23 protein-coding genes are annotated in these 21,041 nt (G+C 43.5%); 13 read left to right on the forward strand and 10 right to left on the reverse strand.

Translation table 11 applies throughout. From position 1 onward, the window contains the following. Positions 1 to 345: 345 nt before the first annotated feature. Entirely contained in the window at positions 346 to 798 is a 453-nt protein-coding gene (locus BEL04_RS00595; RefSeq protein ID WP_065999063.1) for a flavodoxin family protein, read from the reverse strand. Between the two features lie 92 nt (positions 799 to 890). On the opposite strand from BEL04_RS00595, the gene BEL04_RS00600 reads away from it, so the two are divergent. Continuing rightward, entirely contained in the window at positions 891 to 2,315 is a 1,425-nt protein-coding gene (locus BEL04_RS00600; RefSeq protein ID WP_175403970.1) for a PQQ-binding-like beta-propeller repeat protein, read from the forward strand. A 175-nt stretch (positions 2,316 to 2,490) separates the two neighbouring features. Here BEL04_RS00600 and BEL04_RS00605 read toward each other — a convergent pair whose 3' ends face one another. The 3 genes from BEL04_RS00605 to BEL04_RS00615 form a co-directional block, all read right to left on the reverse strand. After that, positions 2,491 to 2,817, reverse strand: a complete 327-nt coding sequence (locus BEL04_RS00605; RefSeq protein WP_065999069.1) for an iron-sulfur cluster assembly accessory protein — start codon at positions 2,815 to 2,817, stop codon at positions 2,491 to 2,493. Between the two features lie 183 nt (positions 2,818 to 3,000). Beyond that, positions 3,001 to 3,414: a Fe-S cluster assembly scaffold IscU gene (gene iscU / locus BEL04_RS00610; RefSeq protein WP_065999071.1), complete on the reverse strand. Its 414-nt coding sequence runs from the start codon at positions 3,412 to 3,414 to the stop codon at positions 3,001 to 3,003. 114 nt (positions 3,415 to 3,528) lie between these two features. Further along, the gene (locus tag BEL04_RS00615) at positions 3,529 to 4,740 is read right to left on the reverse strand and encodes an IscS subfamily cysteine desulfurase (RefSeq protein ID WP_065999075.1); all 1,212 of its coding nucleotides are present in this window, start codon (positions 4,738 to 4,740) and stop codon (positions 3,529 to 3,531) included. 121 nt (positions 4,741 to 4,861) lie between these two features. Here BEL04_RS00615 and mce point away from each other — a divergent pair, with 121 nt between their 5' ends. From mce to BEL04_RS00665, 10 genes are all read left to right on the forward strand, one after another. After that, positions 4,862 to 5,263 (forward strand): methylmalonyl-CoA epimerase, encoded by a 402-nt coding sequence (gene mce / locus BEL04_RS00620; protein ID WP_065999078.1) that lies wholly within the window; start codon positions 4,862 to 4,864, stop codon positions 5,261 to 5,263. A 16-nt stretch (positions 5,264 to 5,279) separates the two neighbouring features. Next, entirely contained in the window at positions 5,280 to 5,744 is a 465-nt protein-coding gene (locus tag BEL04_RS00625; protein WP_065999079.1) for an SMI1/KNR4 family protein, read from the forward strand. A gap of 377 nt (positions 5,745 to 6,121) precedes the next feature. After that, a complete protein-coding gene (locus BEL04_RS00630; protein WP_139112885.1) occupies positions 6,122 to 6,682 on the forward strand; it encodes a DUF6252 family protein in 561 nt (186 codons plus the stop codon). Between the two features lie 120 nt (positions 6,683 to 6,802). Then, entirely contained in the window at positions 6,803 to 7,048 is a 246-nt protein-coding gene (locus tag BEL04_RS00635) for a type B 50S ribosomal protein L31 (protein ID WP_065999083.1), read from the forward strand. 69 nt (positions 7,049 to 7,117) lie between these two features. Continuing rightward, positions 7,118 to 8,305 carry a putative sugar nucleotidyl transferase gene (locus tag BEL04_RS00640; RefSeq protein ID WP_065999085.1) on the forward strand — a complete coding sequence of 396 codons (1,188 nt, stop codon included), beginning with the start codon at positions 7,118 to 7,120 and terminating at the stop codon, positions 8,303 to 8,305. Position 8,306: 1 nt separating this feature from the next. Then, the gene (tpiA, locus tag BEL04_RS00645; protein WP_065999088.1) at positions 8,307 to 9,065 is read left to right on the forward strand and encodes a triose-phosphate isomerase; all 759 of its coding nucleotides are present in this window, start codon (positions 8,307 to 8,309) and stop codon (positions 9,063 to 9,065) included. Between the two features lie 44 nt (positions 9,066 to 9,109). Continuing rightward, positions 9,110 to 9,895, forward strand: coding sequence for a hypothetical protein (locus BEL04_RS00650; RefSeq protein ID WP_139112886.1), 786 nt, complete (start codon positions 9,110 to 9,112; stop codon positions 9,893 to 9,895). Positions 9,896 to 9,933: 38 nt separating this feature from the next. Then, entirely contained in the window at positions 9,934 to 10,764 is an 831-nt protein-coding gene (gene prmA, locus BEL04_RS00655) for a 50S ribosomal protein L11 methyltransferase (protein ID WP_066003278.1), read from the forward strand. 128 nt (positions 10,765 to 10,892) lie between these two features. Continuing rightward, complete coding sequence (gene murC, locus BEL04_RS00660; RefSeq protein ID WP_065999100.1) at positions 10,893 to 12,278, forward strand: UDP-N-acetylmuramate--L-alanine ligase; 1,386 nt, start codon at positions 10,893 to 10,895, stop codon at positions 12,276 to 12,278. Between the two features lie 58 nt (positions 12,279 to 12,336). Beyond that, positions 12,337 to 12,678, forward strand: a complete 342-nt coding sequence (locus BEL04_RS00665; RefSeq protein WP_065999104.1) for a helix-turn-helix domain-containing protein — start codon at positions 12,337 to 12,339, stop codon at positions 12,676 to 12,678. Between the two features lie 67 nt (positions 12,679 to 12,745). Here BEL04_RS00665 and BEL04_RS00670 read toward each other — a convergent pair whose 3' ends face one another. From BEL04_RS00670 to BEL04_RS00680, 3 genes are all read right to left on the reverse strand, one after another. Beyond that, positions 12,746 to 13,195 carry a hypothetical protein gene (locus tag BEL04_RS00670; protein ID WP_065999105.1) on the reverse strand — a complete coding sequence of 150 codons (450 nt, stop codon included), beginning with the start codon at positions 13,193 to 13,195 and terminating at the stop codon, positions 12,746 to 12,748. A 224-nt stretch (positions 13,196 to 13,419) separates the two neighbouring features. Continuing rightward, positions 13,420 to 14,751, reverse strand: coding sequence for an L-lysine 6-transaminase (gene lat, locus BEL04_RS00675; RefSeq protein ID WP_065999107.1), 1,332 nt, complete (start codon positions 14,749 to 14,751; stop codon positions 13,420 to 13,422). 142 nt (positions 14,752 to 14,893) lie between these two features. Further along, positions 14,894 to 15,802 carry a 1-aminocyclopropane-1-carboxylate deaminase/D-cysteine desulfhydrase gene (locus tag BEL04_RS00680; protein WP_065999108.1) on the reverse strand — a complete coding sequence of 303 codons (909 nt, stop codon included), beginning with the start codon at positions 15,800 to 15,802 and terminating at the stop codon, positions 14,894 to 14,896. 99 nt (positions 15,803 to 15,901) lie between these two features. On the opposite strand from BEL04_RS00680, the gene BEL04_RS00685 reads away from it, so the two are divergent. Both BEL04_RS00685 and BEL04_RS00690 read left to right on the forward strand, forming a co-directional pair. Next, entirely contained in the window at positions 15,902 to 16,945 is a 1,044-nt protein-coding gene (locus BEL04_RS00685) for an RluA family pseudouridine synthase (protein ID WP_065999109.1), read from the forward strand. 21 nt (positions 16,946 to 16,966) lie between these two features. Continuing rightward, positions 16,967 to 17,803, forward strand: coding sequence for an aminotransferase class IV (locus BEL04_RS00690; RefSeq protein WP_065999110.1), 837 nt, complete (start codon positions 16,967 to 16,969; stop codon positions 17,801 to 17,803). A gap of 53 nt (positions 17,804 to 17,856) precedes the next feature. Here the strand turns inward: BEL04_RS00690 and BEL04_RS00695 are convergent, their stop codons facing one another. From BEL04_RS00695 to BEL04_RS00705, 3 genes are all read right to left on the reverse strand, one after another. Then, positions 17,857 to 18,645 (reverse strand): DUF3050 domain-containing protein, encoded by a 789-nt coding sequence (locus BEL04_RS00695; RefSeq protein WP_065999118.1) that lies wholly within the window; start codon positions 18,643 to 18,645, stop codon positions 17,857 to 17,859. Between the two features lie 156 nt (positions 18,646 to 18,801). Next, positions 18,802 to 19,719, reverse strand: coding sequence for a methionyl-tRNA formyltransferase (fmt, locus tag BEL04_RS00700; RefSeq protein WP_175403971.1), 918 nt, complete (start codon positions 19,717 to 19,719; stop codon positions 18,802 to 18,804). 77 nt (positions 19,720 to 19,796) lie between these two features. Next, a complete protein-coding gene (locus BEL04_RS00705; RefSeq protein ID WP_065999126.1) occupies positions 19,797 to 21,038 on the reverse strand; it encodes an exo-beta-N-acetylmuramidase NamZ domain-containing protein in 1,242 nt (413 codons plus the stop codon). Positions 21,039 to 21,041: the final 3 nt, after the last annotated feature.

Raw genomic sequence — 21,041 nt, forward strand, 5'->3', positions numbered from 1 at the left:
GATGACGTGGCAATCTCTTGCAATACAGAGCGGCTATACAAATCTTTTCAGCTTCATACCACCGCATGCCGTAGCTTTAGTGAATACATGGGTATTTATGGGTGTTTTTACATGTTTTTCTGTCAAAACCCTCATTTAAGCCGCGTGCGGCCATTTTTGCCATTTTTCACACCCATAAAACACATGGGTACCGCATGGGTATTAATGGGTATACCCATGTGTGCTTTTGCAAGTACTGTTAAAGAACTATGGAAGAGCACATGCTTGCGCCCAAACCTACAATATAGCTAAAAATACCCGGATAAGCAAGTTTTTTGATGTGAAAATGGAGGCAAAACTTACCCGTTATTTTTCTTCAAACGGTTTATAGGTAACCCCTTTAAACACCATATTAAAGTACAGGGCAGTCAGTTTAAACGGTATTTCAAAACCTTCGGGCAGGGTAAGGTCGCTGCCGGCTGCTATTACCGATATCGATTTGCCTTTCATTTGCTTCCCTTTTTCTTTATCGATGGTGACAATGTCGGTCAGCCGGTCTATAAACGTTTTGAGCAGGCCGCTCATGGTATACCAGTAAACAGGCGTGGCAAAGGTGATATCATCATGCTCCAGCATTACATTTACAATCTCGTTAAAACCGTCATCCGCGCTGTAAACGCCGCCATAGCTGTAGGGTTGGATGTGATGGTCGAGCAGGTTAATGAGATGGTAAGGGTTATCGCCATAAAGTTCCTTCACAAATTTTTCGGTATTGCTGTTGCGGCGGTTACTGGATAGGATGATCAGGGGTTGACTCATGCGTAAGAATAGAATGTTTATTTTTAAAGTAAATAGTGCTGTACTACATAAGTAATTATTTATATTTATACTTAGAAATTACAATGGGAATTATGCGTATCTATGTATGTTGCTTTGGCATACTTGTTATTTTGTTTTCTGGGTGTAAGAAGAATAGCAGCCCCGTTGTACCAACTGATAAGCCTATTGGAGCATTTACAGTAACAGTTGCAGATAGGGGGGCGAATTATGCTGTCATAAATTGGACCCAAGCTACTACTGTTGATCCTAAGGATGCGGTGACTTACACGGTTATTCTTGGTTCTGATACAATACTTTTAAATAAGTTACAATATACAGTTACTCCTGCAAATCTTACTCCAAATGCCTATCATGGTAAAGTGATCGCTAGAAATTCACAAGGTTCGGCAATGGTCGATACTTTTTATGTTTCAGCTTTTAATGGTTATTTTCTGGGTTTTAGTTTTTCTTTTTCTTATTCTAAATATACTTTATCCGCTAATTATTCGTCGCTTTGGTCGTTTCCTTCAAGTTATAATGTCCCAATGGGAGGGAGCTATTATTCATATAATACCCCGGCCATTTCAGGTGATACGCTTTTTATCGGCGAAAGTAAAGTAATGACAGCTCTGAGTTTAAAAACGGGTACCCGTTTATGGAGTGTTGCTACTACGGGTAGTTCGCAAAGCTCTGTTTTATATGATAAAGGAATGGTGTATACAGCTACTGATGCCCAAAAAATGATTGCAATAAATACCAGTAATCATACGGTTAAATGGACTTTTGACGCTCCGGTAAATACAACCTTGTTAACCGAACCTATTATTGTCAATAATACGCTATATTTTTGCAGCAGTAATTCACTTTTTGCTATTGACGCCGCTACAGGTATAAAAAAATGGTCATACTATTTTGTTAATGGTGATAATGTTGCCAATTGCAGCACTCCAACTTCTGATGGAGTGAATATTTATTTTACAGTAATGTCAACCCGAAGTATGCTTAGCCTAAACGCCCAAAGTGGTACTTTAAACTGGCAATATATCTATGGTACTCAAGCCGAAAGTATTTTTTTGAACAACAGGAATATCACTCAGATTCACAACGGTGTAATTCTGCAAACGCTTGGCCCAAAAACCATTGCAGTTAACGCCACAACCGGTAGTCTCCTTTGGAATGTACCAACCTCTTGTAATCCTGGTTTTAGGGGGGATACAGTTTATATGTGTTATAGTGGCAAGATGCATGCTCTAAACATTAAAACAGGTACACAAATATGGCAATCTGCAGATGCTTTTGATGTTGTATACAATAATGGTTATAATAGTGATATTGTGGTTGTTGGCAATAAACTTTATGCATCGGGCAACAATTGTCTTTTAACAGAGGTTAATGCTGATACGGGTAAAACGTCAATGTCAATATCCTCTTATGCTGCGGGATTATATGTTGTTTTTCCAGTCGTCATTTTGAATAATAAAACGTATTACGGTAACTCAAGTGCAGTGGTTAGATAGTTTGATTGTTGTCAGTTCAGATTTAAATTTAATGCTATACTAATTTACGGGTGTCAGTAAATGATTTAGATAAACATAGCAACGTAAGATATTTGGAAGAAAATTTTTTCGATAAAACAACAAAGGGCCCCGGTTTCCCGAAGCCCTTTGTACTATATATTAATCACATTAAAAATTATACAGAAAAACTTTCGCCGCAGCCGCAGGTACGGGTGGCGTTAGGATTATGGAAGTTAAAGCCTTTGCCGTTTAACCCGTCGCTGAAATCGAGTTCGGTACCGGCCAAGTATAAAAATGATTTCATATCCAGGGCCATCCGCACGCCTTTATCTTCAAAAAACTGGTCGCCCTTTTTTTCCTCGTTATCAAAATCCAGGTTGTACGACAAACCTGAGCAGCCGCCACCCTGAACAGACACGCGCAAAAAATACGAAGCATCCAGCCCGCTGTCCTGCATCAGGTGCTCAATTTTGCTTTTTGCTTTATCGGTTACTGTAACCATTGTTTTTAGTATTTAAGTAGTTAGTACATAGTATTTAGATGACTATCTATGTACTAATTGTATTTATAAATTTAGACTATCGTTACTTAATTAAGTTTAAGTCTAAATAGCGTATCGAAAAAAATGTTAGCACAAGCAACAGAGCAATCTAAATACTCTGTACTAAATACTAACAGTCTATCTTTAATGATGCGTTTTCTCGCTCACCAAAGCTTCCATGCCGTTTTTAACACGGTAATCGTTAATGGCAGCTTTAATAGCATCCTCGGCTAAAACCGAGCAGTGTATTTTTACCGGTGGCAAGGCCAGCTCTTCAACAATATCCATGTTGTCGATCTTCATAGCATCATCGATGCTTTTGCCTTTTAACCATTCGGTAGCCAGCGATGAAGAAGCTATCGCCGAACCACAGCCAAAAGTTTTAAACTTGGCATCGGTAATAACATTTTCTTCGTTTACCTCAATCTGCAGGCGCATTACGTCGCCGCACTCGGGTGCACCAACCAGGCCGGTACCAACGCTGCTTTTACTTTTATCCAAAGTACCAACGTTGCGGGGGTGGGTGTAATGATCAATTACTTTATCTGAATAAGCCATAGCTTTATATTTTAGTTTTATTAGTTTTCAGTTATCTGTTTTCAGTTTTCAGTTGTTTATTATTCAGTTCTCAGCCTAAAACTGACAACCCGTAACCCGCAACTGACAACCTTCTTAATGTTCCGCCCACTCTATCGAGTCGAGGTCGATGCCTTCTTTAAACATTTCCCATAGCGGAGAAAGCTCGCGCAGGTGATTAACCGCGTTTTTAGTTACCTCGATGGCGTAGTCAATCTCCTCTTCGGTAGTAAAGCGTCCTAAGCCAAAACGTATCGAAGAGTGTGCCAGATCGTCGCTTAAGCCTAAACTTTTTAAAACGTACGATGGCTCCAAAGATGCCGAGGTACAGGCCGAACCTGATGATACGGCCAGATCTTTCATAGCCATCATCAAACCTTCGCCTTCAACGTATTTAAACGAGATGTTGGCTACATGCGGTAAGCGGTGCTCGCGGTTACCGTTTACATAGCTTTCTTCAAGCTGTGTAAGGGCGCTTTCCAGTTTGTCGCGCAGGGCGGATAAACGTTTGGTATCGGCTTCCATATCCTGCATGCAAAGCTCGCAGGCTTTACCCAGGCCAACAATACCCGGAACGTTCAACGTGCCCGAACGCATACCACGCTCGTGGCCGCCGCCGTCCATCTGGGCGGTAACTTTAACCCTTGGGTTTTTACGGCGAACGTATAATGCGCCGATACCTTTAGGGCCGTACATTTTATGTGCTGACATAGCCAGGATATCGATCCCATCCTTGTTCACATCTACCGGTATTTTGCCTACAGCCTGGGTAGCATCTGTCATAAACAGCGCGCCGTGCTTGTGGGCAATAGCCGAAATTTCTTTGACAGGCTGAATAACGCCGATCTCGTTGTTACCATACATGATGCAAACCAAAATGGTTTCCTTGGTCATGGCGGCTTCCAGTTCGGCCAAATCGATCAAACCATCGCTTTTAACATCCAGATAAGTAACACGCGCGCCTAATTTTTCGATATGCTTGCAGGTATCCAGCACGGCTTTGTGCTCGGTAGTACAGGTAATAATGTGGTTACCCTTGTCTTTGTACATCTCGAACACGCCTTTGATACCCAGGTTATCGCTCTCGGTTGCGCCCGAAGTAAAAATAATTTCCTTTTCGTTGGCGCCTATCAGTTTGGCAACCTGTTCGCGGGCATAGTCAACAGCTTCTTCGGCTACCCACCCAAAAGGGTGGTTACGGCTGGCCGCATTGCCGAATTTGTTGGTAAAGTAGGGCAGCATAGCCTCAAGCACCCTTGGGTCCATCGGGGTGGTGGCGTTATTATCTAAATATATCGGAAGATTCATCTCGTGTTATTTCTGTTAAGCTTCATTAACGCTACAAAGATACGCAATTCTTTTATTTAAAATCATTACAAACAATTGTCAAAAATATACGAGGCAGTCATTATTTTGCAATATTTGGTTCATGAACAAGATCGAACACATCGGCATTGCAGTAAGCGACATCAAAAAGGCTGCCGGCATTTACGAAGCGCTGCTTAATACGAAGGTTTACAAAACCGAAAATGTGGCCAGTGAATACGTGAACACGGTTTTTTTGCAAACCGGGCCCAATAAGATCGAACTGCTTGAAGCTACTTCGGCCGAAAGCGCCATTGCGAAGTTTATTGAAAAGAAAGGGGAGGGCATACATCATATTGCCTTTGATGTGGATGATATTGTTACCGAAATGGAACGTTTAAAAGCCGAAGGTTTTATTTTACTGAACGAGAAACCCAAGCGCGGTGCCGATAATAAACTGGTTTGCTTTGTACATCCGAAAGGTACTAATGGGGTTTTGATAGAGCTTTGCCAGGAGATGAGGTAGAATCGTGAATCAAGAAATGTATAAGAACCTGGAAAAGCTTCGGGAAGATTGGGGCGAATATAACGCTGCCGAATGCGCAACAGAAGCAGATATAGCTGCCTTTGAGCAACGTACCGGCTTGCTTATTCCCGAAGATTTAAGAGCGTATTTTAAAACCCTTAACGGCAATAATAATAATTGGGACAAATATTTAGTGGAGTTTTACTCACTGAATCAGTTCTTGTCTGTGTACGACGAAGTCGGTGATTTTTGCGGAGTGCCTGATTTTACAAATATAGTTAATACACTGCCTGATCATGAATACTATTATGTATTTGCTAATTATAGTATTCATGTTTTTGTTTATGCGATAAGGCTAAGCAAGATCAGGACAAATGTTAACGAGATTTACATTATTTGCGGCGATAAGTATAAGTTGGTCGCAAATTCATTTGATGAATACATTGGTAAGTACGTAAACGAGATAGATAACTACTTTTGACCCTTTCAAGCTCTACTCCGCGTTAGATAGCAGCGCCCGCCTGCCGGACGGGCAGGGAAAGCGCGGCCGTAGGCAACGCCCAAGTAAAGCTAATTTTATTAAATAAAGCACTAAGAAATAAGCTCTATTGATAAAAACTTATCGAATTTGAAATAACCAATTTATTCGCCTTTTATCTTTCGATAACTTCTTCCGATACTCAAAACACGGTATCCACCTAACACCAACCTGTAAATTTTTGTTAAAGTATGTTAAATAAACGCTACTTTTGGGCCGTTTATGGCTTTGGTATGATGAGGCTAAACAGAAAAAATTTACATTCGCAGCAAACTTATATTATAGTCCACGAAAAAGGCGTTATGCTTAAAAAGTTATACATGAAAAAATTTACTCTTGCTGTTGTTCTGGTTTTATCGGCATTGTTGCTACAATACTGTAAAAAAGACAGCGAAAGTGCTACTACTACTAACACGGCCCTTTATACCTTTTCATCTTACGTTAACGATACTTTATGGGTGCCTACTGCTTATAATGCCCAGGTAGCGTATACAGCCGCAGCAAAAAACAGGGTATTTACGGTTACCGGTACACTTGGCACACAGCAGGTAAATTTTGCAGTAACGCAACCCAACGCCAGCAGCGTAGGCAACGGCTTCCCCACCGGTACGTTTAATATCGACGCTACCGGCAAAGTTGTAGCCAGTTACGCCAGGGCCGCCAGCAGTACCAGCACCACATTTGTGCCACAGGGTACGGTAAAATCGGGCTATGTAAGCATATCGGCGGTCGACTCGGTAAAAATGACCATGACGGGTACATTTACTTTTAATACGGTTTCGTACACTTATGATACCGGGGGCAATATTACCTCGTTAACAGTTAATTCGGTAACCGGCGGTGCGTTTAACAATTTACCGTATACATTTAAAAAGCAATAAAACAGATAATTTTTTCGCGTGAAAGACAAGGAATACATCCCTAATCTTTTTTTGTTTTTTAATTTTTAGTTTTGAATTTTTACCATATATTTGCACCTCTTTTGAAAGGAAGTTTAAATAATGAAGAAAGACCTGCATCCAAAAAATTATAGATTAGTGGTTTTTAAAGACCTGTCTAACGACTACGCTTTTTTAACCAAATCATGCATCGATACCAAAGAAACCATTAAATGGGAAGACGGTAACGATTACCCACTGGTTAAATTAGAGATCTCGCATACGTCGCACCCATTCTATACCGGTAAGATGAAGCTGGTGGATACCGCAGGGCGTATCGATAAATTTAAAAGCCGTTACAACCGTTAATAACTGTTGTAATCATAAATATTTCAAAAGTCCCGGCTTTGCAGTCGGGACTTTTTTTATTTTTGCCCAATGGCAATCATCCTTTTCGACGATAACGCACACCTTACCCTACGCCCCTTAACTTATACCCGCCCGGTTGGCGATTTGCGTATAGGTATTTTAACCATAGCCCAGAAGTGGGCCAAGAGTTTAAAGCATGGTTATTCGTTCCATACACAAGCTTACCTGCAAGGCAAATTTCCTATTAAGCTCGAAGAGCGTAACCTGTTTATCAATGGTTCGGTTTGCCCGGATGAGGCGTTGATTGATGCAATCGCGAACCTTCACGGTAATGAAGCTTTGCTAAAAGACGGCTTGTTTATCGCTGTAAAGCTTAACGAAACCGACGCAAAGGAATTTAACCCGGCAGTTACGTCGAACTATAAACCGGTAAACTACGATGGCAATTTTGTTGCCCTGCGTTACCCCGAAGATATCTTTCGCAATAACGATACCGAGCTTAAAAAGGATTTTATACTGCAAACAAAAGGGCGTACAAGCGCCAAAATAAGCAGCACTAATACCCTTATTGGTGATGATATCTTTATTGAAGATGACGCCCAGGCCGAGTGCTCAACCTTTAATACCAAAAACGGGCCGATATACATAGGCAATAACAGCGAGGTTTGGGAAGGTACCAACATCCGCGGCTCGTTTGCATTGTGCAATAACTCGCAGGTAAAAATGGGTACCAAAATATACGGAGGGACCACCGTTGGCCCCTATTGCCGGGTTGGCGGAGAGATCAACAACGCCATTTTATGGGGCTACTCGGCCAAGGGCCACGAAGGTTACCTGGGCAATTCGGTATTAGGCGAGTGGTGCAATATCGGCGCCGACAGCAATAACTCCAACCTTAAAAATAACTATGCCGAGGTAAAACTTTGGGATTACGGCACGCAGCACTTCCGTAAAACAGGCTTGCAGTTTTGCGGGTTAATTATGGCCGATCACTCCAAATGCGGCATCAACACCATGTTTAACACCGGTACGGTGGTTGGCGTAAGCGCCAACGTATTTGGAGCAGGTTACCCGCGTAACTACATACCCGACTTTGCCTGGGGCGGTGCACATGGCTTTGAAATATACGCGCTGAATAAGGTATTTGAAACTGCAGCCAAGGTTTTTGAGCGCCGCGAGAACCGCAGCTTCGATGAGAACGAGCAAAACATATTGAAAGAAGTATTTGAATTAACCAAACCATACAGACATTTTTAAAATGAGACAAAAAATAGTAGCCGGCAACTGGAAAATGAACCTTGATTACGCCGAAGGTTTAGCTTTGTTTAACGAGGTGAGCGATCTGATTAAAACCGATATTACCGGTGTACAACAAGCCATCGTTTGCAGTCCGTTTATCCATTTACAAAGCCTGGCTGCTTTAGCTAAAGGTAACATTGCAGTTGGCGCACAAAATGCACATCAAAACGAAAGCGGCGCCTATACCGGCGAAATATCAGCTAAGATGATCGCCTCGGTTGGAGCGGCTTACGTGATACTGGGCCACTCGGAGCGCCGCCAGTATTTTGGCGAAACCAACGGGTTGCTGGCTAAAAAGACCGATACCGTTTTAAAGCATAACCTGAAACCAATCTTCTGTATCGGCGAAACTTTGCAGGAGCGCGAAGCCAATACGCATTTTGATGTGATCAAATCGCAATTGGTTGAAGGCATCTTTCATTTAAGCGCCGATGATTTTGCCAAAGTAGTGATCGCTTACGAACCCGTTTGGGCCATTGGCACCGGTGTAACTGCTACGGCCGATCAGGCGCAGGAGATCCACGCTTTTATCCGTAAAGAAATTGCTGCAAAATACAGTCAGGCTGTAGCCGATGGCATCACTATTTTATACGGCGGCAGCTGCAACCCCAAAAACGCCCCGGAGCTTTTTGCCAAAGAAGATATCGACGGCGGCCTGATCGGCGGTGCATCACTCAAGGCAAGGGATTTTGTGGATATTTTGAAGGTGTTTAATTGATTTGGATCTGGCGGGAGTTTGCATTGCCTTCAACTTTATTCGGCATGAAGTTTTCTTTCGATTTTTTTAACAAAAACAAAAAAGTCGCTGTGCAACAAACGCCGGTAGTTCAATCGATATTGTGTATTCCCGGTCCCTGGAAAGATGTTGATGAGTTCGCGGAGTCTCTTATAGAAGCTAACGATGGACAATATCTTTACGCCGCCGGTTTTGTAATGAGTTTGTTTCCACCAAAGCATTATGAGATGGAAATATACGGGAACGACGAACAGATAAAAAAATCATTTGAATTTGCAGGAAGAGTTAATCAATTATCGAAGGAGTTTTTAGAAGAGATTGCCAAACATAATTCAGTAATTTACCTAAAGGCGGAAACAGGGGCATTCGAAAAAGCGTTATCAATTGCAAAGGCGGGTGCAGCAATTCTCCGGAGTGGTGGGATTGGTGTAAAAGTAGAAACCACCGGAAAAGCTTTTAATAAAGAGCATTGGATGGATTTAGCGGAAAACTTTCAACCGGGTAACCTTTATAGGATGTTTGTATTGGATACTATAATACAACCCGATGGTTCTGTTTTCACTTGTGGCATGCATAATTTAGGTTTGAAGGATACCGTAGTATCAGGCGAGGAGTTTTATGATGCGATGACTTTACTTGCTGTTTTTGGCTTTTATCAAGAAATTGATTTACCGACGATTTTAGACAGACAAACATTTGCAAGAGATGCAGATTCACCTAAATACCGCATATTGGAAGAGCCAAATCAACCCTATAAAGATCATGACCTATATGGTAATCCCTTTGGCATGTGGAGACTGAGGAAAGAATGAAGTACCAGTCTCACATCGCAATACGCAATACTAAAAAAATGAACTACTACGAATATAATTTCACTATCCATACCGATGAAGCCTACCGGCAGGACCTGCTGATCAACGACCTGGCCGACTTTGGTTTTGATACTTTTGAAGATACCGATACCGGCTTTAAAGCCTATATACCGGCCGAGGTTTTGGATAAAGAATCGCTTGCGGCTATCCTGCAGCCCTATTCGGAGTTATTTAGCTACGAAATAGAGCTCATCCCGCAAAAAAACTGGAACGAGGTATGGGAAAGCAATTTTGAACCCATAGAAATAAAGGATCAGGTATACGTGCGGGCTACTTTTCACCCGGCTAAACCCGAGTTTAAATATGAAGTTGTCATTGATCCTAAAATGGCTTTCGGCACCGGGCATCACCAAACCACATCTATGATGATGGAGTGGATGCTCGAAACCGATTACACCGGTAAAGAAGTGCTGGATATGGGCTGCGGGACGGGTATACTGGCCATCCTGGCATCAAAAATGGGGGCAGAGCGATTAGTAGCGATTGATTACGACCCGGTTTGTTACGAGAGCACCATAGAGAATTGTACGCTTAATCAAAGTGATAATATCACGGCTATTTGCGGCTCTAAAGAGGCTATCCCCGGCGAGCAATATGATATTATCCTGGCGAATATTAACCGCAACATCTTACTCGAACAAATGGACAGGTATGTGGAGGTTTTGAAACCCGATGGTGAGATTTATTTCAGCGGTTTTTATGAAGAGCCCGACCTGGAAATCATTACCGAAGCAGCCGGGAAACTGGGGCTGAAATACATTGCACATAAAAAAATGAAAGACTGGGTTGCCGCCAAATTCGTTAATTAAGTTTTTAACATCCCGGCAAATTATTAACAATCTTCAACACAGGTAGTTATAACTCCGTATACAATTACCTAAATATAAAATTAATTTGTTTATTTGCCTGTGATTTTCCTTAAAAGTAATAAATTTAAATGCGGGTACATTTTATAGCTATCGGAGGAAGTGCTATGCACAATCTGGCTATTGCGCTGCACGATAAAGGATTTACCGTAAGCGGATCTGACGATGTGCTTTTTGAGCCTTCCGTTTCCCGCCTTGCAAAACGCGGGTTATTGCCTATAGAACAGGGGTGGTTTCCAGCGAAGATCACTAAAGAGATTGATGCGATTATATTGGGCATGCACGCCCGGGCAGATAACCCCGAATTGCTGAAAGCACAGGAGCTTGGCCTGAAAATATACTCGTACCCGGAATACATTTATGAGCAAAGCAAAGATAAAATTCGTGTAGTAATAGGTGGCAGCCATGGCAAAACCACCATCACATCGATGATATTGCATGTGCTTAAAACAGCCGGTAAAAACTTCGATTACATGGTAGGCGCTCAGTTAGAGGGCTTTGATACCATGGTTAAGCTCACGCATGATGCGCCTGTTATTGTGATAGAAGGGGATGAATATCTCTCTTCGCCTATTGACAGGCGGCCGAAATTCTTTCTGTACAAGGCCAATCTTGCCGTGTTAAGTGGCATAGCCTGGGACCACATCAATGTATTCCCGACCTTCGGGATTTACACTGATCAATTTGCCGGTTTCTTAAAAACTATGGAGACGGGAGGTAAAGTGATTTACAGTGAGCAGGACCAGGTATTGGCTGAAGTTGTGAACGCCAGCGATGCCCCCGTTGCAAAAATACCTTACAATTTACCGCAGTTTAAGATAACCGATGGCATAACCAGTTTGATACATAACCAGAAAACTTACCCACTGCAGGTATTTGGCGAGCACAACCTGCTGAACACCGAGGCCGCACGCCTGATATGCCTGGAGCTGGGTATTGAAGAAGATCAGTTCTACGAAGCTATTACTGCTTTTAAAGGCGCTGCGAGGCGATTGGAGTTGTTAGGTAAAGGCGATGGTATTAATGTATATAAAGATTTTGCACACTCGCCATCCAAATTAAAGGCAACTATACACGCCGTTAAAGCGCAGTTTCCTGATAGAAAACTCCTGGCACTGATAGAACTGCATACGTTTAGCAGCCTGAACAAAGACTTTTTAGGCGAGTACGCCCACACGATGGACGAAGCCGACGAGGCAATTGTTTTTATTGACGAACATACCTTTCAGCAAAAAAAGATGGAACCATACCCGGCAGAGGTTGTTAAGGATGCTTTTTCGCGGGAGGATATTACCGTATTTAACCATGCCGAAGAGTTGCTGAAACATGTTGAAGCAGTTGAAATACAAAATAAAAACCTGCTTTTTATGAGTTCGGGCAATTTCGGCGGTGTCGATCTGAATAAGTTAACAGAAAAATTATTGCATAAATTTACTCATACACAAATCATTAATTAAAAAATTATCTTAGATTTATGCCTTGTGAATCAATCCTTATCCTAATTAATTTAACAACATGAAAACACTTGGAAAAAAGATCCGCCTTTTACGTCATCAAAGAGGCTGGAGTCAGGAAGACGTTGCCAAACGTTTAGACATTTCTATCCCGGCATTCTCAAAAATTGAAACAGGTATTACCGACATTAACTTGTCGCGTCTTGAGCAAATTTCAATTTTGTTTGAGATGAGCGTTGTTCAGCTACTAACCTTTAACGATGCCGAACAAGAGCAAAAATATAACTCTGAGCTGGATGCAGTTATCAAAAAATTAAGCGACCGCGAAGCTGAAGTAATTGACCTGCAAAAGAAAGTGATTGAACTTTATGAAGAACTGAGACTGAACAAGGTTACTGCTTAACACAAGCCTTATAGCATAAAAAAGCCGGTAATATGGGGAGTATTACCGGCCTTTTTGTTTTGTGCAATTACGGTTTTACGTAATCAAAACGATTGTTTTCGTTGTTTCTTTCGCGTTTAAGTTTGTTCTCGTTCGAAAGTTTTAACAAGATACCCGACAACTCGGAAGTTTTGAAATCTGAATCGTACTGGTCTTTACAGTACTGAGCAATGGTCGAAATTGACCTTGGCTCGTTAAAGAAATCAGTGTGGATGATTTGGTTAAGGATCTTTGTAGCTCCGGGTTTTTTACGTCCCCTGATCCTGCTGTCGGCTCCCGCATCTTCATAGCCTCTTTTGGCGGCCCTGCGGTCCTGCAGTTTCAAACCATCTCCTTCAAATTCGTGCCTGTCGCCATCCATAATGCTGTCGAGCAGCCTATCGATGATTTTAACCTGTACCGCTTCGGACTTGAATGCGTTTACAACTTCTGATATCTCCAAAAGTTGCTTTCTTAATTTTTCGGTGTGTTTGCTCATGATAACTAAGTAAGTAATTGAATGTTAGGGTGTTGTGTTCTTTTGTGCTTTGAATATTATAGTTAAATTTTGTTAATTACGTATAATTCGGGGAAATAGTTTACGTATTTTGCCTCAATTATACTAATAAACAACGTTTTATACGGCTAAAAGTGTTTATTATTTGTAAAAAAATTAATAACATTTTTGCTGTATAATCCTTTCAATAATATTCTGCAATTCAACTAAAACTTACGTAGTACGTTTTGCACAACATTTATCCCTTCGTCAATGTGAGCTTTTTTCATCGTTAAAGCGGGTCTGAAGCGTATTGTTTGGTTTCCGCAACCCAAAAACATCACATTTTGCTCCATGCCTTTTTTGATGAAAATGTCTCTCATCTCCCGGTTCTTGAAATCAAAAGATGTTAATAACCCACGCCCGCGCACGTTGCTCATCATATCAAATTTTTGTGATAGCAGCAACAACTCCTGTTGCAGGTAAGCGCCGGTTTGAGCGGCATTGTCGCAAAGGTTATCTTCGTGTATTATTTCAAGTATTTTGGTTGCCCTTACCATATCAACCAAATTGCCGCCCCAGGTTGAGTTAATGCGCGACGGTACGTTAAATACATTAGTGGCGATCTCGTCAACCTTCGTACCGGCCAAAATGCCGCAGATCTGCATTTTTTTACCGAACGCCAGTATATCCGGACGAGCCTTTTCGCCAAAATGCTCATGGCACCAGAATTTGCCCGTAATGCCAACACCGGTCTGGATCTCATCGTATATCAACATAGCGTCGTTTTCGTCAGCAAGCAGGCGCAATTGTTCTAAAAACTCCCGGCGCACGTGGTTATCGCCACCTTCGGATTGTACAGGTTCGATAATGATGGCGCATATATCGTCGGGGTTAGTCGCAAAGGCAGCCTTGATCTGCTCAATCGAATGTGCTTCGCGGCGCAGCAGGTCGGCCTTACTTTCTTCAGTTTCGGGGAAGTGGATGATGGGAGTAGAGATACGCGGCCAATCAAACTGGGCATACCATTTTGTTTTTTCGGGGCTTGTGTTGGTCAAACTCATGGTATAACCGCTGCGGCCGTGAAACGCGTGCTCAAAATGGATCACCTTAAAACCCTTTTCGGTAGTGCGGCCTTTGGCAAAGTTTTTCTGCACCTTCCAGTCCATGGCGACCTTTAAAGCATTTTCGATAGCCAGCGCCCCTCCCGAGATAAAGAAGGCATGAGGCAAGTAAGCTGGTATGCCAACTTTATCAAACATCTGCATAAAAGCTGCATACTCTTTGGTATAAATATCCGAGTTCGAGGGGTTGATAAGAGCGGCCAGCATCAGACTGTTTTTGAACGCCTCATCTTCCACCATTTTAGGGTGATTATAACCCAAAGGCACCGATGCAAAGCAGGTAAAAAAGTCGAGCAAAGTGCGGTTATACTTGGCATCGTGAATGTACACGCCCTTACTTTTTTCCATATCAAAAACGAGGTCGAAACCATCAGCTAAAATATGTTTTCCCAAAACGGAATGGACATCGGATACGGGTACATTTAGGTTATACATAGGCTTTTTGTTTGTTTCAAATTTACCAAAAAGCCTTAAATTATCAAAATTTTGAGGTTTTTGAACTCAAAGCTCAAAAAGTAGGTTTAAACAATTTAAAGTATGTTTTTGAACTCTAATCAAAGAAGGTATCCCCGGATTATTATTTTGATATGACGGAAAACTTCTCTTTCATGCCCAGTAGCCCCCAGATTCCGCCGGTATGTACGGCTAAAATTTTACTTCCCGGAGTGAAGTACCCCTTTGCCAGCAGATCAAAGATCGCGTACAGCATTTTGCCTGTGTAAACCGGGTCGATAAGCATCCCGGTAAGGGCAATAAACTCCCTGATAAAGGCAATTAGATCCGGTGTGGTTTTGGCATAACCGCCGAAGTGATAATCGAGATGAAGCTGATAGGATGATGCAGGAATTGTGAGATACCTGGCGATCTCATCGGCAATAAAACCTCCATTTTTAAAGACAGGTACGGCGTGGAATTGCGTTGTTAAACTATGCTCAGTTATGCCGTTAACAATACCCGCAGCAGTTGTGCCTGTGCCGCAAGCACAGAATAGATGATTGTAGGTTTCGGTCAGCTCGGCAACCAATTCGCTGCAACCCTTTGCGGCTTCGTGGCTTGCGCCGCCTTCGTCAATGAAAAAGGCATCAGCATCACTGCCAAAGGTCTGGTTAAACAGGTTCGGCTTATCGCGATAGCTTCCGCGATCGGTAAACAGCAATTGCATCCCATAAAGGCGGCATAAAAACAAATGATCATTTTCGACGTCTTCGCCGCGTACAAAGCCGGTGGTTTTAAAACCAAACAACGCCCCGGCTGCTGCTGTAGCCAGCAAATGATTGGAGTAAGCGCCGCCGAAAGTAACCAGGTGATTTTTGCTTTCATTACGCGCCTTTTGCAATATATATTTGAGCTTGCGCCATTTGTTGCCCGAGATGACGGGGTGGATCAGATCGTCGCGCTTGATAAACAGCCGAACCTGTTTTTGGCTCAAAAGCGGGTGTGTTATCTGCGTAACCGGACTAAATATTTCGAGGTCAATGGCTTTCATCTGAAAAAAGTAACAAGGTGGCTTGCTACTGCGATCCGATTAAAAGTACATTTATTTTATAAATTAGATAGCCATAAAAAAACAAGTATTTTTGCGGCGATGAACCACGAACCCGAAGTTTTTGAAAGCGAAGAACAGGACCTTTACGAGCATCTGCGCATTGTTGTGGATAAAGGCCAGGGTTTGCTGCGCATTGATAAATTTTTGATGCACCGCGTCGAAAATGCGTCGCGCAACCGAATTCAGAACGCTATCGACCTTGGTAATGTGCTGGTAAACGATAAAACAATCAAGCCAAGCTACAGGGTAAAACCGCTGGATGTGATATCGGTAGTACTGCCGCACCCGCCGCGTGATACCGAGGTTTACCCCGAAAATATCGCGCTCAATATAGTTTACGAGGACGACGATGTGCTGGTGGTTAATAAGCCTGCGGGCATGGTTGTGCATCCCGGTTATAATAACTATACGGGTACATTAGTGAATGCACTGGTATATCACTTTCAGCAGTTGCCTACCTTGCCGGGTAACGACGGCCGGCCGGGCCTGGTACATCGCATAGATAAGGATACATCAGGGTTATTGCTCATCAGCAAAAACGAACGCGCTATGACCTGGCTGGCCCGCCAGTTTTTTGAACATACCATCACCCGTAAATACATTGCCCTGGTTTGGGGCGACCTTGAAGCTGACGGCACCGTGACTGGCTACATTGGCCGCAGTGTGAAAGACCGCCGCGTAATGAGCATCTACGATGATCCCGAAAGGGGAAAATGGAGCGTAACGCATTATAAGGTTTTGGAGCGCCTGAACTACGTTACCCTGATAGAGTGCGAGCTCGAAACCGGCCGTACGCACCAGATCCGTGCACACATGCGGCATATTGGCCACCCGCTGTTCAGCGATGCCACTTATGGTGGCGATGCTATTTTAAAAGGAACCGTATTCAGTAAATACAAACAGTTTGTTGAAAATTGCTTTGAACTGATGCCGCGCCAGGCCCTGCATGCGCAAACCCTGGGCTTCGTACACCCAACGTTGCGTAAGCGCCTGCATTTTGAAGCGCCTTTGCCTGAGGACTTTGAGTCGGTACTGGCCAGGTGGCGAAAATATATGCAGGCTACAACAGAGCAAAACAGTTGATTTATTGTTACAGATACTTACATGACACCCATATATATCAATTTTAACGGCGAATTAGTACCTGCGGGCAACCGGCTGATCACGGTTGGCAACCGCGGTTTTAAATACGGCGACGGTTTGTTTGAGAGTATGCGGTTAATGAAAGGTAAGCTCAAATTTGTGGATATGCATGCGGACCGCCTGCAAAAGGGTATGAAAGCGTTGCATATTGACGGATATTCGCAAATGGACAGCTGGTTTTTAAAGGACAAATGCGAAGAACTGGCCGCGCGTAACAAAATTAAGCACGGCCGCCTGCGCCTCACCGTTTACCGCGATGCCGAGGGCTTTTATTCGCCCAGCCAGAATAAAATGGGTTATTGTATCGAGATACAGCCGGTTGACGAGCCCCGGTATTTTTTGAATACAAAAGGCCTTATTATGGATATGTATAACGATATACCCAAGCCCATCAACAGCATTTCCAATTATAAAACCTGCAACTCGCTGGTGTACGTCATGGCGGGTATTTTTAAGAATCAAAACCGGCTCGACGAAGCATTTATCCTGAACCAGAACGGGCACCTGTGCGAGGCGATCAGCGCCAATGTGTTCGTGGTGTATCAGGATCAGATTTATACCCCTGCTTTAAGCGAAGGATGTATAGGCGGCGTAATGCGCCAGGTGGTGATGGATATTGCCGCTAAGGCAGAAATGCCGGTTACCGAGGCACAAATAGACCCAGCCATCCTTAACGAAGCCGAAGAGGTATTTTTAACCAATGCCAGCCGCGGCATACAATGGGTAATGGGCTTTGCCGGCAAACGTTATTTTAACGAAAAAAGTAAGGTGCTGATTGAGGAACTGAATAATGTTTAGTAGGATTTTACTGATTTAATCGGTGGAATCAAACAAGACTCAGTGGAATCAAATTATAGCTCCTGAGTTACCGTAATCGCTTCCTGTATCCCGTCCCACAGATCTATCCTTGCCTGTAAAGCATCTTTAACCGCATCGGTGGCATCGGCCCAGTTTTGGTTGTTATCCCCGCAAAGGTCGGCAGTCATCTGGTAAGCCAGTTGCGAGTGATGGTCGCCGTCGACCTCGATATGCCTTTCCAAATAATATAACAGCACATCAACCTTGCCCGGTATTTGCTCGCCGATCTCTTTCACCATATTGGTAAACATGGCGGGTATCAGGTCCTCACGGCCGAAGGTGAATACCGCTGCCTGTATATAGTCGGGCTCGTTGGTAATTACATCAAAGGTATAACCTACAAAATTGCGAACGGTCTCGGGTATATTTTCATCGGCCAAAGCCCAATCAATGCCTGCGCCATTTTGTAAGCGCGCAAACAGGCTTTCTATAGCGACAGGGTTACAGCCCGCCTGCTGCATGGCTTTCAGGTAGAGTTCAAAATGACTGGCGCGATCTCCGTTTTCGTCCACATCGCTTTCCTCGCCGGCTACTATTTCGTTGATGAGATAACGGGTATCGGCGCTGCCAACCGGCATCCATGGCGTGGTAACGCAGGTGAGTTTTTGTTGCAACGATTTGAGCAGCGACATAAAATCCCAAACGGCAAATACATGGTGCTCCATGAAAACGCACAGATCTTCAATCGAGTTGATATTTTTATAAAGCGGGTGATTGATTAATTGCACCCGGAGCGGTTCGATGTCTTTATTTAGTTGTGCTATCCTGTCGTTTGCAGTCATTTATAAATTATTTTGCCGCAAGTATCGGGATAGGACATGAGTAATAAAAAAAGTAAATGGTTTTTTACTTTGCGATAACTTTATAGCCTTGTTTGTATAGCATGCGTGACCTTATGATGGGATGCCGAAACAAGTTCGGCATGACTCCATTTTAAATTATAGCTTCACACCCCTCAAAAACTCCTCAATGCCCATCCTTTTTTTGCCTTCCAGTTGTACATCGGTAACGCTGATGAAACCATCGAGGCAAGCGAATTTCAAATAAGTTTTTTGATCAGTGAGGAAACCGCCGGGTTGTATGCCAGGCTCGTCGTTTTGTTTTTGCGCTTTAAATATCTTGAATATCTTATCGTTAAAAATGGTATATGCTGTTGGGTATGGGCTTAAGCCCCGGATGCGGTTATACACTGCTTCAACCGGTTGGTTAAAATCGATCAGGCAATCTTCTTTGAACAGTTTTGGAGCATGTTTTGGGGGGGCATCTGCTGCGATCTCATCTTGTGGTTTTTCTACGTAATCGCCGCTTTCGATAGCTTTAACGGTTTTGACCAATAACCCGGCACCAACTTCCATCAGTTTATCGTGCAGGTCGCCCGCGGTATCGTCTTCAGCTATAGCAACGCTTTCGGTAAATAAAACATCGCCGGTATCGATTTCCTGTTTCAGCAAAAATGTGCTTACACCGCTAACTACTTCGCCATTGATTACCGCCCAGTTAATAGGGGCTGCGCCGCGATAATCGGGCAGGAGCGAGGCATGCAGATTAATAGTTCCTTTCGGCGGCATGTTCCAAACCACTTCGGGCAGCATGCGGAACGCTACTACCACCTGCAGATCGGCTTTTAAACTACGCAGTTCATCCAAAAACTCCGGGTTACGCAACTTTTCGGGCTGCAGTACTTTCAGATTATTAGCAACCGCATATTGCTTTACTGCCGATTCGCTCATCTTCAATCCCCGGCCGGATGGTTTATCCGGAGCTGTTATAACGCCAACGATATCAAAACCCGCTTTTACCAGCGCATCCAGCGATGCCACTGCGAACTCGGGGGTGCCCATGAATACTATTCTCATTCTTTTTAGTTGTGAGTTGTGAGTTGTGAGTTGTGAGTGCATTCTTAACAGACAACTCACAACCGGCAACCCGCAACTTAATTATACAACAAATACTTCTTCCTCATCAATTTGTACTGGCTCAGCGCCGGTTCCCAGCTCAGGCGAATTTCTTCTTCGCTTTTACCGGCTTCAATTTGCTTACGCAACTGATCGGTACCGGCCAGTTTGGTAAAGTACGCTGTAAAAAAATGCTCCTTATCCGGGAATACTTTGTACATATCCATCACCCATTTCAGGTTAATTTTACCCTCTGCGGCTTTATAACGTTGCAGATCGATGCCATAGCAAACATTGCCTTTTTGAGGCGGGTTATCGCTTACCCCGGGTATGCTCACCGGCGTGAAAGAAAACTTGTACTTATCTTTCAGCAGTGGGCTGCCGATGACCTGAAAAGGAAAAGGCGTACCACGGCCCAAGCTCAAAGTAGTACCTTCGAACAAACAGATGCTTGGATAAAGCATGACAGATTGCTGAGTACTCAGGTTTGGCGATGGGTGGATGGGCAGGGTATAAAAGCGTTCGTGCGCATAATTCTCCATTTTAACGATATGGAGCCTGCATTTTACATGGTTTTTCAACCAGCCTTCACCATTGATCATCCGGGCATATTCGGCCGGCGTCATCCCGTGGGCAATGGGCACCGGGTGCATCCCCACGCCCGATCTGAAAGCGGTATCCAAAACCGGCCCGTCTACAAAATAACCGTTCGGGTTTGGCCTGTCCAGTATCATCACCTCTACGTTGTTTTCGGCGCAAGCCTCCATTACATGGTGCAAAGTGGCAAAATAGGTATAATATCGTGCACCCACATCCTGTATATCAAATATTACAACGTCCAATCCTTTGAGTTCTTCGGCTGTGGGCTTATTGTGTTTGCCGTAAAGCGATATGGCGGGGATGCCGGTTTTTTCGTCAACCGCATCGTCAATCTTTGCACCGTCGCTGGCATTGCCGCGAAAGCCATGCTCCGGGCCGAATATTTTTTTCACCTTGATGCCCAGGGCAACCAGGCTATCCAGCGTAGGGGTTAGTTTTTTGCCCATTACCGATGATTGATTGATCACCATGCCGACATTTTTACCTTTCAGGTAACCGATATAAGCGGCCGTCCGGTCGGCGCCGGTTATGATAGGTTTTTTGGCATCAAAAGCGGGTTCGTCAATATTGCTGTTGATATTATTGCGCATCCTGCCCCGCGAATAAGTTATGCCGCTGGTTTGCGCGAAAACAAGTATAGCGATCGGTAGCAGGATGATAAGCGAACAGATCTTCTTCATAGG

Source organism: Mucilaginibacter sp. PPCGB 2223 (genome assembly GCF_001705515.1).
Classification (GTDB): domain Bacteria; phylum Bacteroidota; class Bacteroidia; order Sphingobacteriales; family Sphingobacteriaceae; genus Mucilaginibacter.

Bases quoted from the DNA above. Each gene is read 5' to 3' on its own strand.
- BEL04_RS00595 (WP_065999063.1), bottom strand. From the start codon at position 798: ATGAGTCAACCCCTGATCATCCTATCCAGTAACCGCCGCAACAGCAAT.
- BEL04_RS00600 (WP_175403970.1), top strand. From the start codon at position 891: ATGCGTATCTATGTATGTTGCTTTGGCATACTTGTTATTTTGTTTTCT.
- BEL04_RS00605 (WP_065999069.1), bottom strand. From the start codon at position 2,817: ATGGTTACAGTAACCGATAAAGCAAAAAGCAAAATTGAGCACCTGATG.
- iscU (WP_065999071.1), bottom strand. From the start codon at position 3,414: ATGGCTTATTCAGATAAAGTAATTGATCATTACACCCACCCCCGCAAC.
- BEL04_RS00615 (WP_065999075.1), bottom strand. From the start codon at position 4,740: ATGAATCTTCCGATATATTTAGATAATAACGCCACCACCCCGATGGAC.
- mce (WP_065999078.1), top strand. From the start codon at position 4,862: ATGAACAAGATCGAACACATCGGCATTGCAGTAAGCGACATCAAAAAG.
- BEL04_RS00625 (WP_065999079.1), top strand. From the start codon at position 5,280: ATGTATAAGAACCTGGAAAAGCTTCGGGAAGATTGGGGCGAATATAAC.
- BEL04_RS00630 (WP_139112885.1), top strand. From the start codon at position 6,122: ATGAAAAAATTTACTCTTGCTGTTGTTCTGGTTTTATCGGCATTGTTG.
- BEL04_RS00635 (WP_065999083.1), top strand. From the start codon at position 6,803: ATGAAGAAAGACCTGCATCCAAAAAATTATAGATTAGTGGTTTTTAAA.
- BEL04_RS00640 (WP_065999085.1), top strand. From the start codon at position 7,118: ATGGCAATCATCCTTTTCGACGATAACGCACACCTTACCCTACGCCCC.
- tpiA (WP_065999088.1), top strand. From the start codon at position 8,307: ATGAGACAAAAAATAGTAGCCGGCAACTGGAAAATGAACCTTGATTAC.
- BEL04_RS00650 (WP_139112886.1), top strand. From the start codon at position 9,110: ATGAAGTTTTCTTTCGATTTTTTTAACAAAAACAAAAAAGTCGCTGTG.
- prmA (WP_066003278.1), top strand. From the start codon at position 9,934: ATGAACTACTACGAATATAATTTCACTATCCATACCGATGAAGCCTAC.
- murC (WP_065999100.1), top strand. From the start codon at position 10,893: ATGCGGGTACATTTTATAGCTATCGGAGGAAGTGCTATGCACAATCTG.
- BEL04_RS00665 (WP_065999104.1), top strand. From the start codon at position 12,337: ATGAAAACACTTGGAAAAAAGATCCGCCTTTTACGTCATCAAAGAGGC.
- BEL04_RS00670 (WP_065999105.1), bottom strand. From the start codon at position 13,195: ATGAGCAAACACACCGAAAAATTAAGAAAGCAACTTTTGGAGATATCA.
- lat (WP_065999107.1), bottom strand. From the start codon at position 14,751: ATGTATAACCTAAATGTACCCGTATCCGATGTCCATTCCGTTTTGGGA.
- BEL04_RS00680 (WP_065999108.1), bottom strand. From the start codon at position 15,802: ATGAAAGCCATTGACCTCGAAATATTTAGTCCGGTTACGCAGATAACA.
- BEL04_RS00685 (WP_065999109.1), top strand. From the start codon at position 15,902: ATGAACCACGAACCCGAAGTTTTTGAAAGCGAAGAACAGGACCTTTAC.
- BEL04_RS00690 (WP_065999110.1), top strand. From the start codon at position 16,967: ATGACACCCATATATATCAATTTTAACGGCGAATTAGTACCTGCGGGC.
- BEL04_RS00695 (WP_065999118.1), bottom strand. From the start codon at position 18,645: ATGACTGCAAACGACAGGATAGCACAACTAAATAAAGACATCGAACCG.
- fmt (WP_175403971.1), bottom strand. From the start codon at position 19,719: ATGAGAATAGTATTCATGGGCACCCCCGAGTTCGCAGTGGCATCGCTG.
- BEL04_RS00705 (WP_065999126.1), bottom strand. From the start codon at position 21,038: ATGAAGAAGATCTGTTCGCTTATCATCCTGCTACCGATCGCTATACTT.